The organism is Bradyrhizobium lablabi (assembly GCF_018131005.1).
GTDB lineage: Bacteria > Pseudomonadota > Alphaproteobacteria > Rhizobiales > Xanthobacteraceae > Bradyrhizobium > Bradyrhizobium lablabi_D.
This window is the reverse complement of the sequence record NZ_JAFCJK010000001.1, coordinates 389988-404460: the sequence shown is the minus strand read 5'-3', so window position 1 is coordinate 404460 and position 14473 is coordinate 389988. Positions and strand designations below refer to the sequence as shown.

At 63.8% G+C, this 14473-nt stretch carries 12 protein-coding genes; 10 read left to right on the top strand and 2 right to left on the bottom strand.

What is annotated here, in order from left to right; translation table 11 throughout:
• Window positions 1–29 precede the first annotated feature (29 nt).
• Window positions 30–1637, bottom strand: coding sequence for an ABC transporter substrate-binding protein (locus tag JQ553_RS01930; protein ID WP_212498768.1), 1608 nt, complete (start codon window positions 1635–1637; stop codon window positions 30–32).
• 205 nt (window positions 1638–1842) lie between these two features.
• Here JQ553_RS01930 and JQ553_RS01925 point away from each other — a divergent pair, with 205 nt between their 5' ends.
• The 9 genes from JQ553_RS01925 to JQ553_RS01885 all read left to right on the top strand — a co-directional run bounded on the left by JQ553_RS01925 (window position 1843) and on the right by JQ553_RS01885 (window position 12619).
• The gene (locus tag JQ553_RS01925; protein WP_212498191.1) at window positions 1843–3498 is read left to right on the top strand and encodes an ABC transporter substrate-binding protein; all 1656 of its coding nucleotides are present in this window, start codon (window positions 1843–1845) and stop codon (window positions 3496–3498) included.
• A gap of 142 nt (window positions 3499–3640) precedes the next feature.
• Window positions 3641–4594 carry an ABC transporter permease gene (locus tag JQ553_RS01920; protein ID WP_212498190.1) on the top strand — a complete coding sequence of 318 codons (954 nt, stop codon included), beginning with the start codon at window positions 3641–3643 and terminating at the stop codon, window positions 4592–4594.
• A 3-nt stretch (window positions 4595–4597) separates the two neighbouring features.
• Window positions 4598–5485 (top strand): ABC transporter permease, encoded by an 888-nt coding sequence (locus JQ553_RS01915; RefSeq protein WP_212498189.1) that lies wholly within the window; start codon window positions 4598–4600, stop codon window positions 5483–5485.
• Window positions 5486–5488: 3 nt separating this feature from the next.
• A complete protein-coding gene (locus tag JQ553_RS01910; RefSeq protein ID WP_212498188.1) occupies window positions 5489–6562 on the top strand; it encodes an ABC transporter ATP-binding protein in 1074 nt (357 codons plus the stop codon).
• Window positions 6559–6756 (top strand): hypothetical protein, encoded by a 198-nt coding sequence (locus tag JQ553_RS01905; protein WP_212498187.1) that lies wholly within the window; start codon window positions 6559–6561, stop codon window positions 6754–6756. The genes JQ553_RS01910 and JQ553_RS01905 overlap by 4 nt, the downstream gene beginning before the upstream one ends.
• Window positions 6753–8165, top strand: a complete 1413-nt coding sequence (locus tag JQ553_RS01900) for an amidase (RefSeq protein ID WP_212498186.1) — start codon at window positions 6753–6755, stop codon at window positions 8163–8165. Before JQ553_RS01905 ends, JQ553_RS01900 begins: the two co-directional genes overlap by 4 nt.
• Window positions 8162–9139 (top strand): ABC transporter ATP-binding protein, encoded by a 978-nt coding sequence (locus JQ553_RS01895; RefSeq protein WP_212498185.1) that lies wholly within the window; start codon window positions 8162–8164, stop codon window positions 9137–9139. The genes JQ553_RS01900 and JQ553_RS01895 overlap by 4 nt, the downstream gene beginning before the upstream one ends.
• Before the next feature lie 427 nt (window positions 9140–9566).
• Window positions 9567–11312, top strand: a complete 1746-nt coding sequence (locus JQ553_RS01890; RefSeq protein WP_212498184.1) for a type I secretion system permease/ATPase — start codon at window positions 9567–9569, stop codon at window positions 11310–11312.
• Entirely contained in the window at window positions 11309–12619 is a 1311-nt protein-coding gene (locus JQ553_RS01885) for an HlyD family type I secretion periplasmic adaptor subunit (protein ID WP_212498183.1), read from the top strand. The genes JQ553_RS01890 and JQ553_RS01885 overlap by 4 nt, the downstream gene beginning before the upstream one ends.
• A gap of 109 nt (window positions 12620–12728) precedes the next feature.
• Here the strand turns inward: JQ553_RS01885 and JQ553_RS01880 are convergent, their stop codons facing one another.
• On the bottom strand, window positions 12729–13211 hold the full coding sequence (locus JQ553_RS01880) for a CinA family protein (protein ID WP_212498182.1): 483 nt from the start codon (window positions 13209–13211) through the stop codon (window positions 12729–12731).
• A gap of 183 nt (window positions 13212–13394) precedes the next feature.
• Here JQ553_RS01880 and JQ553_RS01875 point away from each other — a divergent pair, with 183 nt between their 5' ends.
• Entirely contained in the window at window positions 13395–14462 is a 1068-nt protein-coding gene (locus JQ553_RS01875) for an amidohydrolase family protein (RefSeq protein ID WP_212498181.1), read from the top strand.
• Window positions 14463–14473: the final 11 nt, after the last annotated feature.

The window sequence follows — 14473 nt, the reverse complement described above, 5'->3', positions numbered from 1 at the left end:
CGACCTTCGCCGGGACGACGATTGAAGGTCTACTCCAGCCCGATCTGCGTCAGATCCTGGAACCAGTGCTGCGCCTGTACGAACGACTTCACCTTCGGCGATAGCGCATGCGGGTTGGTGTCGTGCACCACCCAGACCAGCGCCGCGTCGTCGACAATCAGCGCATGCGCCTGCGCCAGCAGTTCATCCTGTTTGGTTGTGTCGAAGGTCTGCTTGGCCTCGTCGATCAGCGCGTCGACCTTCGGGTTCTTGTAGCCGCCCCAGTTGACGCCGACCGGCGCCACTTGCCCGGAGTGGAAGAAGCGCACGATGGCGTAAAGCGGGTCCGAGGTCACATAGGCGATGTTATTGGCGCTGATGCCGGCATTCATCTCGTCAGCCGCGCCCTTGCGCCAATGTGTATAGAGCGTCTCGAGCTCGACCACCTTGAAGTCGACGTCGATACCGATCTCCTTGAAGCTCTGTTGCAGGAATTCATTCATGGGCAACGACAGCATCTGCCCAGTGCCGCCCTGTGCGATGATGAAGGTCGTCTTCAGCGGCTTGTCCTTGGAGTAGCCGGCTTCCTCGACCAGCTTCTTTGCCGTGGCGACGTCGTATTTCAGCTCGAAATCCGGCTTGCCGAACCACGGGCTCGACGGGTCGACCTGGCCTTTAGCGGGCTTGGCCAGGCCGTTCATCAGGCCGACCACCGCGTCGCGGTCGATTGCGAGGTTGAGAGCCTTGCGCAGGCGGATGTCGGTCCAGGGCGAGCCGGGCAGCACGCTCAAGTGATAGTTCCAGACATGCGGGGTGACGTTGTCGACGATCTTCATGCCGGCAGCCTTGAGCTGCGGCACGGCGTCGGGTGCCGGTGTCTCGATCAGATCGACCTGGCCCGCCAGCAGCGCGTTGGTACGCGTCAGCGCTTCCGGCATCGGGATCAGGATCATCTTGTCGACCTTCGGAATCCGCTTCTTGTCCCAGTAATCGGGATTCTTGCTCAGCTCGGCGAGTTCGCGCGGCACCAGCTTTGTCAGCTTGAACGGGCCGGTGCCGGAGGGTTGGCTCGCGAACTTGTCCCAATCCTTGCCGAGCTTCTCGTATTGCGCGGGGCTCGAGACCAGGAACCAGAGCATCTGGTAGGGGAAGAAGGAGTCGACTGTCTTGGTTGTGATCTCGATGGTCGAGTCGTCGATCTTGGAATAGGTCGCAACCGAGGGCAGGCGCGTCTTGACCTGCGCACTCTGGCGCTTGTCGAATTGAGGTGCCTTGTCATTCAGCACCTTGTCCAAATTCCAGATTACCGCGTCGGCGTTGAACTCGCTGCCGTCGTGGAATTTGACGCCCTTGCGCAGCGTGAAGCGCCACTTGGTCTTGTCGTTGTCATCGACCTTCCATTCGGTGGCGAGGCCGGGCACCAGTTTGCCGGGCCGGTCGGCAACGTCCATCTCCCAGGCGACCAAGGGATCGTAGATCGTATAGGCCGTGAACTGATAGGCCCCGGCGCCGCGGTCGGGCTGGCCTGTCGTCAGCGGGATGTCCGCCATCGAGATGCCGTAGCGCACGACGGATTCCGCATGCGCCGACATGGCCGGCCAGCCCAAGGCGATGGCGAGTGCCATCGCTGCCATCAGGATCGAATGACGCGCACGCATCAGGAAGGCTCCGTTGAATGAAAACACGGGATCAAATCCTGCAAGCTTGATGCCAGAATAGGCATCTCGGCCTCTTCCAGGAGCGGGCTGGGAAGAATTGACGCGCCCAACGCTTATTTGGCGAAGAACTATTCCCCTTGGCACAGGCATTGCATACCATTGCCCAACAATTAGTCACCTGAAGTTGCTTGAGGGGGTTGCTGCGATGCGTAACGAAAAGCCAAAGACAACAGCGGCGGCGATGGCGCTGGCCTTCGCACTTGGCGCGGGCATGGTCCCGGCCGACGCCGAAACCGTACTGCGGATAGGCATGACGGCTGCAGATATTCCGCGCACGCTCGGCCAGCCCGACCAGGGGTTTGAAGGCAACCGTTTCACCGGTCTCACCATGTATGACGGGCTGACGATGTGGGACCTGTCGTCATCCGACAAGGCGAGCACCTTGATTGCGGGCCTTGCCACCGAATGGAAGGTGGAGGAGTCGGACAAGAAGAAGTGGGTGTTCAAGCTGCGCCCGGGCGTCACCTTCCATGACGGCTCGCCGTTCAATGCCGACGCCGTGGTCTGGAATGTCGATAAAGTGCTAAAGCAGGACGCGCCGCAATTCGACCCGAGCCAGGTGGGCGTCACGGCCTCGCGCATGCCGACGCTGGTATCGGCGCGCAAGATCGACGACTTGACGGTCGAGCTGACGACGAAGGAGCCGGACAGTTTTCTTCCGATCAACCTGACCAATCTGTTCATGGCGAGCCCGGCGAAGTGGCAGAAGTTCTATGACACGGCTGAAGGCGCCGACGCCAAGGCGAGGTCGCAAGCCGCCTGGGCGGCGTTCGCCAAGGACGCTTCGGGGACCGGTCCGTGGAAGATGTCGAGCTTCACGCCGCGCGAGCGGCTCGAACTCGTCAAGAACGACAATTACTGGGACAAGGCGCGCGTGCCGAAAGTCGACAAGATGGTGCTCTTGCCGATGCCGGAAGCCAACGCCCGCACCGCGGCGCTGCTCTCGGGTCAAGTCAACTGGGTCGAGGCACCGGCGCCGGATGCGCTGCCCGAGATCAAGCAGCGCGGCTTCGCGCTCTACTCCAACGAAGAGCCGCATGTCTGGCCATGGCAGTTCTCCCGCGTCGAAGGCTCGCCCTGGAACGACATCCGCGTTCGTAAGGCCGCCAACCTCTGCGTCGATCGCGAAGGCCTGCGCGACGGGCTGCTCGCGGGGCTTATGGTGCCGGCGACCGGCACTTTCGAGCCCGGCCATCCTTGGCGCGGCAACCCCACATTCCAGATCAAGTATGACAAGCCAGCCGCGCAGAAGTTGATGCAGGAGGCGGGCTTCGGGCCGAACAAGAAGTTGACGGTCAAGATCCAGACCTCCGCCTCCGGCTCCGGTCAGATGCTGCCGCTGCCGATGAACGAGTATCTGCAGCAGGCGCTGGCCGAGTGCTATTTCGATGTGCAGTTGGACGTCATCGAGTGGAACACGCTGTTCACCAACTGGCGGCGCGGCGTCAAGGATCCGTCGGCCAATGGCTCGAATGCGACCAACGTCACCTATGCGGCGATGGACCCGTTTTTTGCGTTGGTACGCTTCCTGCAGTCGGGTATGGCGCCACCGGTGTCGAACAACTGGGGCTATATCAACAACCCGAAGTTCGACGAGCTCGTTACCAAGGCGCGCCAGACTTTCGATCCCGCCGCGCGCGATGCCGCGCTCGCCGAGCTGCATGCGGCCTCGGTCGACGACGCTGCTTTCCTCTATGTCGCCCACGACGTCGCGCCGCGCGCGATGAGCTCGAAGATCAAGGGTTTCGTGCAGCCGAAGAGTTGGTTCGTCGACTTCTCGCCGGTCACGATCGTGCCGTGAGGCTGGCCTCACGCTATCCTTCGTCATGACCGGGCTCGAGCCGGACATCCACGCTCTGTCGTCTCTGTGGCCAAGACGTGGATGGCCGGGTTGCCCCGGCCATAACGGGTGGTGATTTGTTTCCCTGACGCAAGGTTAAGTCGTGTTCGCCTATATCGCCCGACGTATCGTCTACGTCATTCCAATCGTGATCAGCGTGGCACTGGTGTGCTTCCTGCTCGTGCATATCACGCCCGGCGATCCTCTGGTCGCCGTGCTGCCGGCAGATGCCTCGCAGGAGCTCGCCGCGCAATTGCGCAGCGCCTATGGCTTCGATCGCCCGCTGCCGGTGCAGTTCGGGCTGTGGTTGTGGCGCGCGGTCCACGGCGATCTCGGCAATTCGATCGCGACCGGTCGTCCCGTGCTGTCAGAGGTGATGCGCGCGGTCGGCAACACCGTGATGCTGGCGATCGCCGCAGCGATGATCGGCTTCACGCTCGGCCTGTTGTTCGGTCTGATCGCCGGCTATTTTCGCGACACCTGGATCGACAAGGTCTCCACATCCTTTGCCATCGCCGGCGTTTCGCTGCCGCATTACTGGCTCGGCATGGTGATGGTCATCATCTTCTCGGTGCAGCTCAACTGGCTGCCCGCGGTCGGCGCCGGCCCCGGCGGCTCCGGCGCCTGGGCATGGGACTGGGAGCATCTGCGCTACCTGATCCTGCCGGCGATCACGACCTCGGTAATTCCGATGGGCATTGTCACCCGCACCGTACGTGCGCTGACCGGCGATATCCTGAGCCAGGATTTCGTCGAGGCCTTGCGCGCAAAGGGCCTGCGCGAGACCGAGGTGTTCCGTCACGTCGTCAAGAACGCCGCGCCGACCGCGCTCGCGGTCATGGGGCTGCAACTTGGTTATATGCTCGGCGGCTCGATCCTGATCGAGACCGTGTTCTCTTGGCCGGGTTCGGGCCTGCTGCTCAACTCCGCAATCTTCCAGCGCGACCTGCCGCTGCTGCAGGGCACGATCCTGGTGCTGGCGCTGTTCTTCGTCCTGCTCAACCTGCTGGTCGATATTGCGCAGGCTGCGATCGATCCTCGCATCAAGCGGAGCTAGGCCATGAGCGTGTTGTCAGATGCGGCCTTGCAGGCCCCGCCAACTGCCAAGGCTCGCGGTTATTGGGCCACCGTTGGTCGGCGCATCGCCAGGGACAAGGTCAGTATGGCCTGCGCCTTTATCTTGGCGCTGATCTTCGCGGCAGCGCTGCTGGCGCCATGGCTCCACCTCGCCGATCCCTACCAGGGCTCGATGATCCGCCGTCTCCGCCACATCGGCACGCCGAACTATCCGCTCGGCACCGACGAACTTGGCCGCGACATGCTGGCGCGCTTGATCTATGGCGGGCGTCTGTCCCTGATTGTCGGCATCCTGCCTGTCATCTTAGCCTTTGTGATCGGCACCTCGCTCGGCCTCGTCGCCGGCTATGTCGGCGGCAAGCTGAACACGGCGATCATGCGCACGGTGGACGTGTTCTATGCCTTTCCTTCGGTGCTGCTGGCGATTGCGATCTCCGGCGCGCTCGGGGCAGGCATTGTCAATTCCATCGTGTCGCTGACCATCGTCTTCGTGCCGCAGATCACCCGGGTCGCCGAAAGCGTCACCACCGGCGTCCGCAACATGGATTTCGTCGAGGCGGCGCGAGCCTCCGGCGCGGGTCCCTTCACCATCATGCGCGTGCACATGCTTGGCAATGTGCTGGGCCCGATCTTTGTCTACGCCACAGGCCTGATCTCGGTCTCGATGATCCTGGCAGCGGGACTCTCCTTCCTCGGCCTTGGTACCAAGCCGCCGGAGCCGGAGTGGGGATTGATGCTGAACACGCTGCGCACGGCGATCTACGTCAATCCCTGGGTCGCGGCGCTGCCCGGTGCGATGATTTTCGCGGTCTCGATCTGCTTCAATCTCTTGAGCGATGGCATGCGCAGTGCCATGGACATCAGGAACTGAGTGATGACCGACGTCGCCATATCTACCGATATGCTGGAGCCGATTGCCGATGTCGGCGGCGAGGCGCAGCCGCTGCTGCAGGTCAAGGGTTTGACCAAGCATTTTCCGGTCCGCGGCGAGTTGTTCAGCGCCCGCAAGACGGTGCGCGCGGTGGACAACGTCTCCTTCTCGGTGATGAAGGGCGAGACCGTCGGCATTGTCGGCGAGTCCGGCTGCGGCAAGTCGACCACCGCGCGGCTTCTGATGCATTTGATGGCGCGCGATGCCGGCGAGATCGTCTATGACGGCATGCAGGTCGGCCGGTCGCTCAGCTTGCGCGAGTTGCGCCGCGGCATGCAGATGGTGTTCCAGGACAGCTATGCCTCGCTCAACCCGCGCCTGACGGTCGAGGAGTCGATCGCCTTCGGCCCAAAGGTGCACGGCATGGCCGATCGCGCGGCGCGCGCGCTCGCGCGGGAACTGCTCGGCAAGGTGGGATTGCGTCCGGAAACCTTCGCCAACCGCTATCCGCACGAGATTTCCGGCGGCCAGCGACAGCGCGTCAACATTGCCCGTGCGCTGGCCCTGTCGCCGCGGCTCGTGATCCTCGACGAGGCGGTGTCCGCGCTCGACAAATCGGTGGAGGCGCAGGTGCTCAACCTGCTTGCCGACCTCAAGCGCGAGTTCGGGTTGACCTATCTCTTCATCAGCCACGATCTCAATGTCGTCCGCTACATCTCCGATCGCGTGCTCGTGATGTATCTCGGCGAGGTCGTCGAGCTTGGCCCGGTCGAGCAGGTATGGGAGTCGCCCGCGCATCCCTATACCCGCGCTCTTCTGGCGGCGATGCCGTCGTCCGATCCGGATAATCGCACCGAGGTGCCGTCGATTTCGGGCGATCCGCCGAATCCGATCGATCCGCCTCCAGGTTGCAGGTTTCACACGCGCTGTCCGTTTGCGGAACCGCTCTGCGCAAAGGACACACCAAGTCTCAGCGATCTCGATACAATGGGCCATCAGGCGGCGTGCTACATGGCCATCCCGGGCTCGGGGCACAGCCGCGCGCCGGCAAGAGCAAGAGGAGAAAACGCCGCATGACCAGACCCAGTCCCAAGGAAGTCAAGGTGGTGGTGTACGTCGCCGGCCTGCCCGTCGATGACGAGGTCGCCAACCGCATCGCCAATTCCATCGGCCCGGCGTTCGACGGCTTTGCGCCGATCGCCGGCACGCTGCCATTTGACCTCGAGCCCGCGAGCTTCCTGCTCGCGCAGGTTGCGACGGTGTCGAAATGAGCACCGAACCAGCCTTGATGTCGCTGACCGCGGTTGCCGCGGCGATCGCCGGCAAGAAACTGTCCTCGCGCGAGGTGACGCATGCCGTGCTACAGCGGATCGCGCAATGGCAGCCGCGGCTCAACGCCTATATGGCGATCGAGTCCGAACCGGCATTGGCAGCGGCCGACGAAGCCGATGCGGCGCTCGCCAAGGGCAACAGCCGTGGCGTGCTGCATGGCGTGCCGATGGCTCACAAGGATATGTATTACGAGGCCGGCAAGGTCGCGACCTGCGGCTCGCTGATCCGCCGCGACTTCGTGCCGAAGACGACCTCGACCGCGTTGCTGCGGCTGAAAGATGCGGGCTCGATCCGGCTCGGCTCATTGCAGATGGTCGAGTTCGCCTACGGCCCGACCGGTCACAACGTGCATTATGGCGCGGTGCACAATCCCTGGAACCTCGATCACATCACCGGCGGTTCGTCGTCGGGCTCGGGCTCGGCGGTTGCCGCGCGGCTGACTTTTGCGGCGCTGGGCTCCGATACCGGCGGGTCGATCCGGATGCCCGCACATTTCTGCGGCGTCACCGGGTTGAAGACCACGATCGGGCGCGTGAGCCGCGCCGGAGCGATGCCGCTGTCGCAATCGCTCGACACGGTTGGTCCGCTGGCGCAGACGGTCGAGGATTGCGCTCTGCTGCTCGGTCTGATGGCCGGCGCCGATCCCGAGGACCTGACCACCTCGACGCTGCCGGTACCGGATTACGTGGCCGCGGCCAAGGGTTCGCTGAAAGGCATCAAGATCGGCGTGCCCAACGCCTTTTATGTCGACGATCTCGATCCCGAGGTGGCGCGCGTCCTCGACGAGACGGTTGCGACCTTGAAGGAGGAGGGCGCGGAGATCGTCAACGTCGAACTGCCGGACCAACGCCAGCTCAGCGCGGCTTCGCAGCTGGTGCTCGCGGCCGAAGCGGCCGCCTTCCACAAGCGCTGGCTGATCGAGCGTCCGCAGGATTACGGCGCGCAGGTACTGATGCGCCTGCAGAACGGGCTGACGATACCCGCCGTGTCCTATCTCGAAGCGATGCGCTGGCGCGGCCCGGCGCTCGCCGCGCACAATGCTGCCGTCAGCGGCGTTGACGCGGTCATCGCACCGTCGGCGCCGGTTCCGGCGCCGACGATTGCCGAAAGCGACGTCGGCAACAGCCCGAATGCGGAAGCAGTGATCCAGCGACTGACGCGCTTTACCCGGCCGGTCAATTATCTCGGCCTGCCGTCGCTGTCGATTCCGAGCGGTTTCACCAAGTCCAGCTTGCCGGTCGGCATGCAACTGATCGGCCGCTCCTTCGAGGAAGCGACCCTGATCCGGATCGGTGCCGCCTTCCAACGCGCCACGGACTTCCACGCACAGGTGCCAAAGCCTTCATGACCAACCTCGTCGAGATCGACAACCTCAACATCCGCTTCACCGGCGATCGCACGGTTCATGCCGTGAACGACCTCAGCCTGTCGCTTGGCGAAGGCGAGGTGCTGGGGTTGCTCGGCGAGTCAGGCTCGGGGAAAAGCGTGACGCTGCGTGCGCTGATGCGGCTGTTGCCGAAGAGGCGGACGCAGATCTCCGGGAGCGTCACAGTGCTGGGTCAGGACGTGCTGGCGATGGACGACGAGGCGCTGTCGGCGTTTCGCGGCCAGACCGTCTCGATGATCTTTCAGGAGCCGGCGCTGGCGCTCGATCCGGTCTACACCATCGGTCGGCAGATCGCCGAAACCGTGATGCGCCACGAAGGCAAGAGCGAGCGCGAGGCGACGGCGCGCGCGCTTGAGATGCTGAATGTGGTGCGGATTCCATCCGCCAAACGCCGGCTCGATTCCTATCCGCACGAAATGTCGGGGGGCATGCGGCAGCGCGCGATGATCGCGCTGGCGCTGGCCTGCAAGCCGAAAATCCTGCTTGCGGACGAGCCGACCACGGCGCTCGATGCCACGGTGCAGATCCAGATCCTGCTCCTGCTGCGCGAGCTGCAGCGCGAGTTCGGCATGTCGGTCATATTCGTGACCCACGACATCGGCGTCGCCATCGAAATCTGCGACCGCGTCGCGGTGATGTACGCCGGCCAGATCGTGGAGCAGGGCACCTTGCGCGACATCGTGCGTTCGCCTGTCCACCCCTATGCTAGGGGGCTGCTGGCATCGACAATCCATGGCGCGAGGCGCGGGGAGCGGCTGGAGACCATCCCGGGCACACCGCCCACGCTCGATCACGCGCCGACCAGCTGCTCCTTCGCGCCGCGCTGCGGTCTGGCCCAGCCGCGCTGTAGCGAGCGTCTGCCACCCAATGTTCAGGTAGCGCCCGGCCGTGTTGCGCGCTGCATCCTGGCGGCGCCGACGGTGGTTGCGACCTAGATGCGATTCTGTCGAATCGCGGCACGAGCTCATCTCTTTGATGAGCATGATCTCCGGGCAAGCGCTAGGCGCCTGACGCGAGTGAAAGCCGGTACACACCTTTGTCGATCATGTTACTACGGGCGCCTGCGTCGGCGTTCGCACGAAGACGGAGCTATCGGCCGGCGCCGCTTGAGCCTCGTCCGCGGTGTGTTGCGCAATTCGCATGGCTGGAGCCGCGCTGCTCGTCATGCTGGCGATCCTTTCAGCGGAACCGGTCGCGGCCTGGCTCCGCACCGTACCGGCCATGATGATTCCTTCAAGTCTCTGTGTCCTCACGAGAAATACAGGCGCGAACCCAGCCCGGGTTAACGCGACATAAATGGACGGTGGTCACAAACGGCAGTACAACGGTCCATCATGTAACTCTTTTGCAGAGACCCGATTTATGACAGCCGCTCCCGCTGTCCGGCGTTCCGAACTGAGTGACGCGCTGCGCGCATGCCGCGGCGCCTTTATCGGCGTCGGTCTCATGAGTTGCATGATCAACCTCCTGTATCTGACAGGTTCGGTGTTCATGCTGGAGGTCTACGACCGGGTGCTGCCGAGCCGCAGCGTTCCGACCCTGGTCGGCCTCATCATCATCGCCGGTGGTCTTTACATTGCACAGGGTATGCTCGATCTCCTGCGCGGGCGGATTCTCGGCCGCGTCGGAACCGCGCTCGATGAAGCCCTCAATGCCCGGGTGTTCGACACTGTCGTGCGTTTGCCCCTCATGGTGGGCAATCGCAGCGAGGGCCTGCAGCCATTGCGTGATCTCGACAACGTGCGCTCGTTCCTGGGCAGCATGGGGCCCGGTGCGTTCTTTGATCTGCCCTGGCTGCCGTTCTACATGGCGATCTGCTTTGCGTTCCACTGGCTGCTCGGTGTCACCGCTCTCATCGGCGCTGTTATCCTGGTGACGCTGACGCTGATCACCGAATACATGTCGCGCTCGCCTGCGAAGGAGGCAATGACGCTTGCGGCACGGCGCAACGATCTCGCCGCTTCCAGCCGGCGCAATGCCGAGGTGCTCGTCGCGATGGGCATGGCCGGACGGATGAACAACCGCTGGAACGAAGCCAATGAGGATTATCTGGCGGGCAATCAGCGCGCCAGCGACGTCACCGGCGGCCTCGGCGCGGTGGCCAAGGTGCTGCGCATGATGCTGCAGTCCGCTGTTCTCGGGGTCGGCGCCTATCTCGTCATTCAACAGGAGGCGACTGGCGGTATCATCATCGCGGGGTCGATCCTGAGCGCCCGGGCGCTGGCCCCGGTCGACCTTGCGATCGCGCACTGGAAAGGCTTCGTCGCCGCGCGCCAGAGCTGGCAGCGCCTGAACCGCCTGTTGCAGCAGATCCCGCCACGTGCCGCGCAGACCCTGCTGCAGGCACCGTCGAAGAGACTGTTGGTCGAAGGCGTGACCATGGTCGCGCCGGGTGACCAGCGCGTGATCGTGCAGGACGTCACCTTTGCAGTCGAGGCCGGCAGCGGTGTCGGCGTGATCGGTCCGAGCGGCTCCGGCAAATCCTCGCTGATCCGTGCGCTGGTCGGAGTTTGGACCCCGGTCCGCGGTAAGGTGCGGCTCGACGGCGCCGCGCTCGACCAATGGTCGTCGGATGTGCTCGGCCGCTATATCGGCTACCTGCCGCAGGATGTCGAACTGTTCGGCGGCAGCGTTGCGCAGAACATCTGCCGCTTCGATCCGGAGGCCAAATCCGATGCGATCATCGCGGCGGCCAAGGAAGCCGGCGTGCACGAGATGATCATCAAGATGCGTGAGGGCTACGACACCCAGGTTGGCGAGCAGGGCACCGCGCTCTCCGCCGGCCAGGCGCAGCGGGTGGCGCTGGCGCGCGCGCTATACGGCAATCCGTTTCTGATCGTGCTGGACGAGCCGAATTCAAATCTCGACAGCGAGGGCGACGAGGCGCTGACCCGCGCCGTGCGTGCAGCCCGCGAACGCGGCGCGGTCGTAGTCGTGGTCGCGCACCGGCCGATCGGCATCGAGGGCGTCGATCAGCTCCTCGTGCTGAAGGACGGCCGAATGCAGACCTTCGGTCCGAAGGAGACGGTGCTCGGGCAGGTGCTGCAGCGCGTGGCGCCGCCGCCACCGATCAAGATCGTCTCCGATGCAGGAGCGGCGAAGCCATGACACAGCAACCGCGAAACGCGCAACGCTCGATCAGGAAGCACTTGATTGTCGGCCTGGTCGTGGTCCTGGTTCTGGCCGGCGGCGTTGGCGGCTGGGCTTCGACGATGCCGATCTCGGGCGCGCTGATCGCGCCGGGCTCGGTGGTAGTCGATTCCAACGTCAAGAAGGTGCAGCATCCGACCGGCGGCGTGGTTGGCGAGGTGCGGGTGCGCGACGGCGACGTGGTCAAGTCGGGCGACGTTGTCGTGCGGCTCGACGAGACAGTCGTGAAGGCAAGCCTTGCGATCGTCGTCAAGACGCTGAACGGCCTTTACGCACGGGCGGCCCGGCTCGAGGCCGAGCAGCAGGGGCGCGACAAGATCGCTTTTCCGCGACAGCTGACCGATCAAGCCGGCGATCCCGACGTCCGCGACGTGATGGCGAGCGAGACCAAACTGTTCGAGGTCCGCGTCAATGGCCGCATCGGCCAGAAGGCGCAGTTGCGCGAGCGTATCACCCAGCTCAACGAGGAGATCGCGGGCCTCGAGGCGCAGGAGAAGGCAAAGGACAGGGAAATCGATCTGGTGCAGAAGGAGCTGGTCGGCGTCCGCCAGCTCTTTGACCAGCATCTGGTGCAGCTCACCCGCCTGACCACGCTTGAGCGCGATGCCGCGCGCCTCGCGGGCGAGCGTGCGCAGTACATCGCCTCGCGTGCGCAGGCCAAGGGCAAGATCACCGAGACCGAGCTGCAGATCATCCAGGTCGACAAGGACATGCTTGCGGAGGTCTCGAAGGACCTGCGCGAGACCAACGACAAGATCGGCGAATTCGTCGAGCGTAAGGTCACCGCGGAAGACCAGCTCCGCCGCATCGATATCCGCGCGCCGCAGGATGGCGTGGTGCTGCAATCGACGGTGCACACCGTCGGCGGCGTCATCACCGCCGGCGATGCGATCATGATGATCGTGCCGAAAGCCGACGATCTGTCGGTCGAGGCCAAGGTCAATCCGCAGGACATCGACAAGCTACAGGTCGGCCAGAAGACGCTGCTGCGACTGTCGGCTTTCAACCAGCGCACCACGCCCGAGCTGAACGGTGTCGTCACCCGCGTTTCCGCCGACGTCACCGCCGACCAGCGCACCGGGCAGAGCTTCTATACCATCCGTGTCTCGATGCCGCCCCAAGAGGTCGCGCGTCTCGGCAGCGACGTCAAGATCATCCCTGGCATGCCGGTGGAAGCTTTCGTCCAGACCGGCGACCGCACCATGCTGTCTTATCTGATGAAGCCCTTGAGCGACCAGTTCATGCGGTCGTTCCGCGAGAAGTGAGATTTTTTCGCGTGACTTTCGCGCGTTCTGCGCGCCTCCGGGTGCTGCCCCTCATGGTGAGGAGCGTGGCTTGCCGCGCGTCTCGAACCATGAGGCCGAGCTGACGCAATTACCGCGACAAATTCTGGAGCAGTAACTCAAGCGCCGCCCGCGCGAACGCCCGCATGTTCGCTTGCCGGTTGTTGCTCCCGGTCTCAATTGTGATCACCTGCTGCCGCGGCCCGGCTATCGCCATGCAGCTATGTCCGGCGGCATCGCCGTAGCGGTTGCCGGTCGGACCGGTGGCGCCGGTTTCTGACAGTCCCCAGTCGGTCGCGAGGCGCTGCCTGATCTGTTGCGCGAGCAGTTGCGCATAGGGCTCGGACGCCGAGCGGATGCCCCGCATCGCGTCGTTGGAAATATCCATCAGCACGCGCCGCGCGTCGCGGGTGTAGATCACGCCGCCGCCGAGGAAATAGGCCGACGCCCCGGGCACCGCGAGCAACGAGGCCGAAATCAAGCCGCCGGTCGAGGACTCCGCGACCGAAATCGTCTGCTTGTTCGCGATCAGCTTCGCCGCAACCTGTTCGGCCAGTTCAAAAAGCTCGTTCATCGCCAAACTCCGGCGCAGGGTCCGTTCCAGTCGTGGCTTCTGCTCAGCCGCTTCGGCCCATGTTTCCCTAGCACATGGCCACGCATTTTGCGCAAGTTGCCGGCGGGCAGCGGGCCTGTTTGAATGTCCGGCAAGAACCAAGCCGCGCGGCTTACAGGATCGCGTGACAGCAGAGGAAACGCCATGACGTCGCCGATCGCTGGTGGAGTGGATTGCGATCTGCATCCAGCCGTACCGCATCTGACCAGCCTGCTGCCGTACATGAACGACTACTGGCGCGACCAGGTGACCACGCGCGGCATGACGGATCTGATCTCGCAATCCTATCCTATCAACTCGCCGATCTCAGCACGGCCGGACTGGCGGCCGACGCAGGGCAAACCGGGCTCAAGCCTCGCTGACATGCAGCGTCAGGCGCTCGACAGATTCGGCACGGTCTATGGCATCTGCAATCCGCTCTATGGCGTGCAGATGGTATTTTCCGAAGACATGGCGAACGTGTTCTGTCGGGCTTTGAACGATTGGCTGGTCAAGGAGTGGCTCGACAAGGACGATCGGCTGCGCGGCTCGATCGTCATTCCCGTGCAGAGCGTTGAGAAGGCGGTCGCCGAGATCGAGCGCTGCGCCAAGGACCCACGCTTTGTGCAGGTGCTGATGCTGGTCATGGGTGACATGCCCCTGGGCAAGCGCCATTACTGGCCGATCTATGCTGCGGCGGAACGGCTGGGTTTGCCGATCGGTATCCACGCCGGCAGCGCCTATCATAACCCGCCGACCTCGGTCGGCTGGGGCTCCTACCACATAGAGGATTACGTCGCGCAGGCCCAGGCGTTCCAGACGCAACTCACCAGCCTGATCGTTGAGGGTGTGTTCGCGCGCCATCCGAACCTCAAGATGGTGATGCTGGAATCAGGGTTCACCTGGCTTCCGCCGTTCCTGTGGCGGTTGCATAAATTCTGGCGCGGCGTGCGCATGGAGACACCGTGGGTCGACCGCGCCCCGCTGGAGATTGTGCGCAGCAACATCCGCTTTTCGCTGCAGCCGGTCGACGCGCCGCCGGAAGGAGACACGCTGAATCGCCTCTTCGAGCATATGCAGTCGGACGAATTGATTCTATTCTCGACCGACTATCCACACTGGCAATTCGACGGCGACGAGGCGCTGCCCAAGGGGCTGCCGAAGGATCTTGTCCGCAGGATCATGATCGACAACCCCCATGCAATCTACACGCGCCTGAAGGTGAGAGCATGATTTCGGAAAGT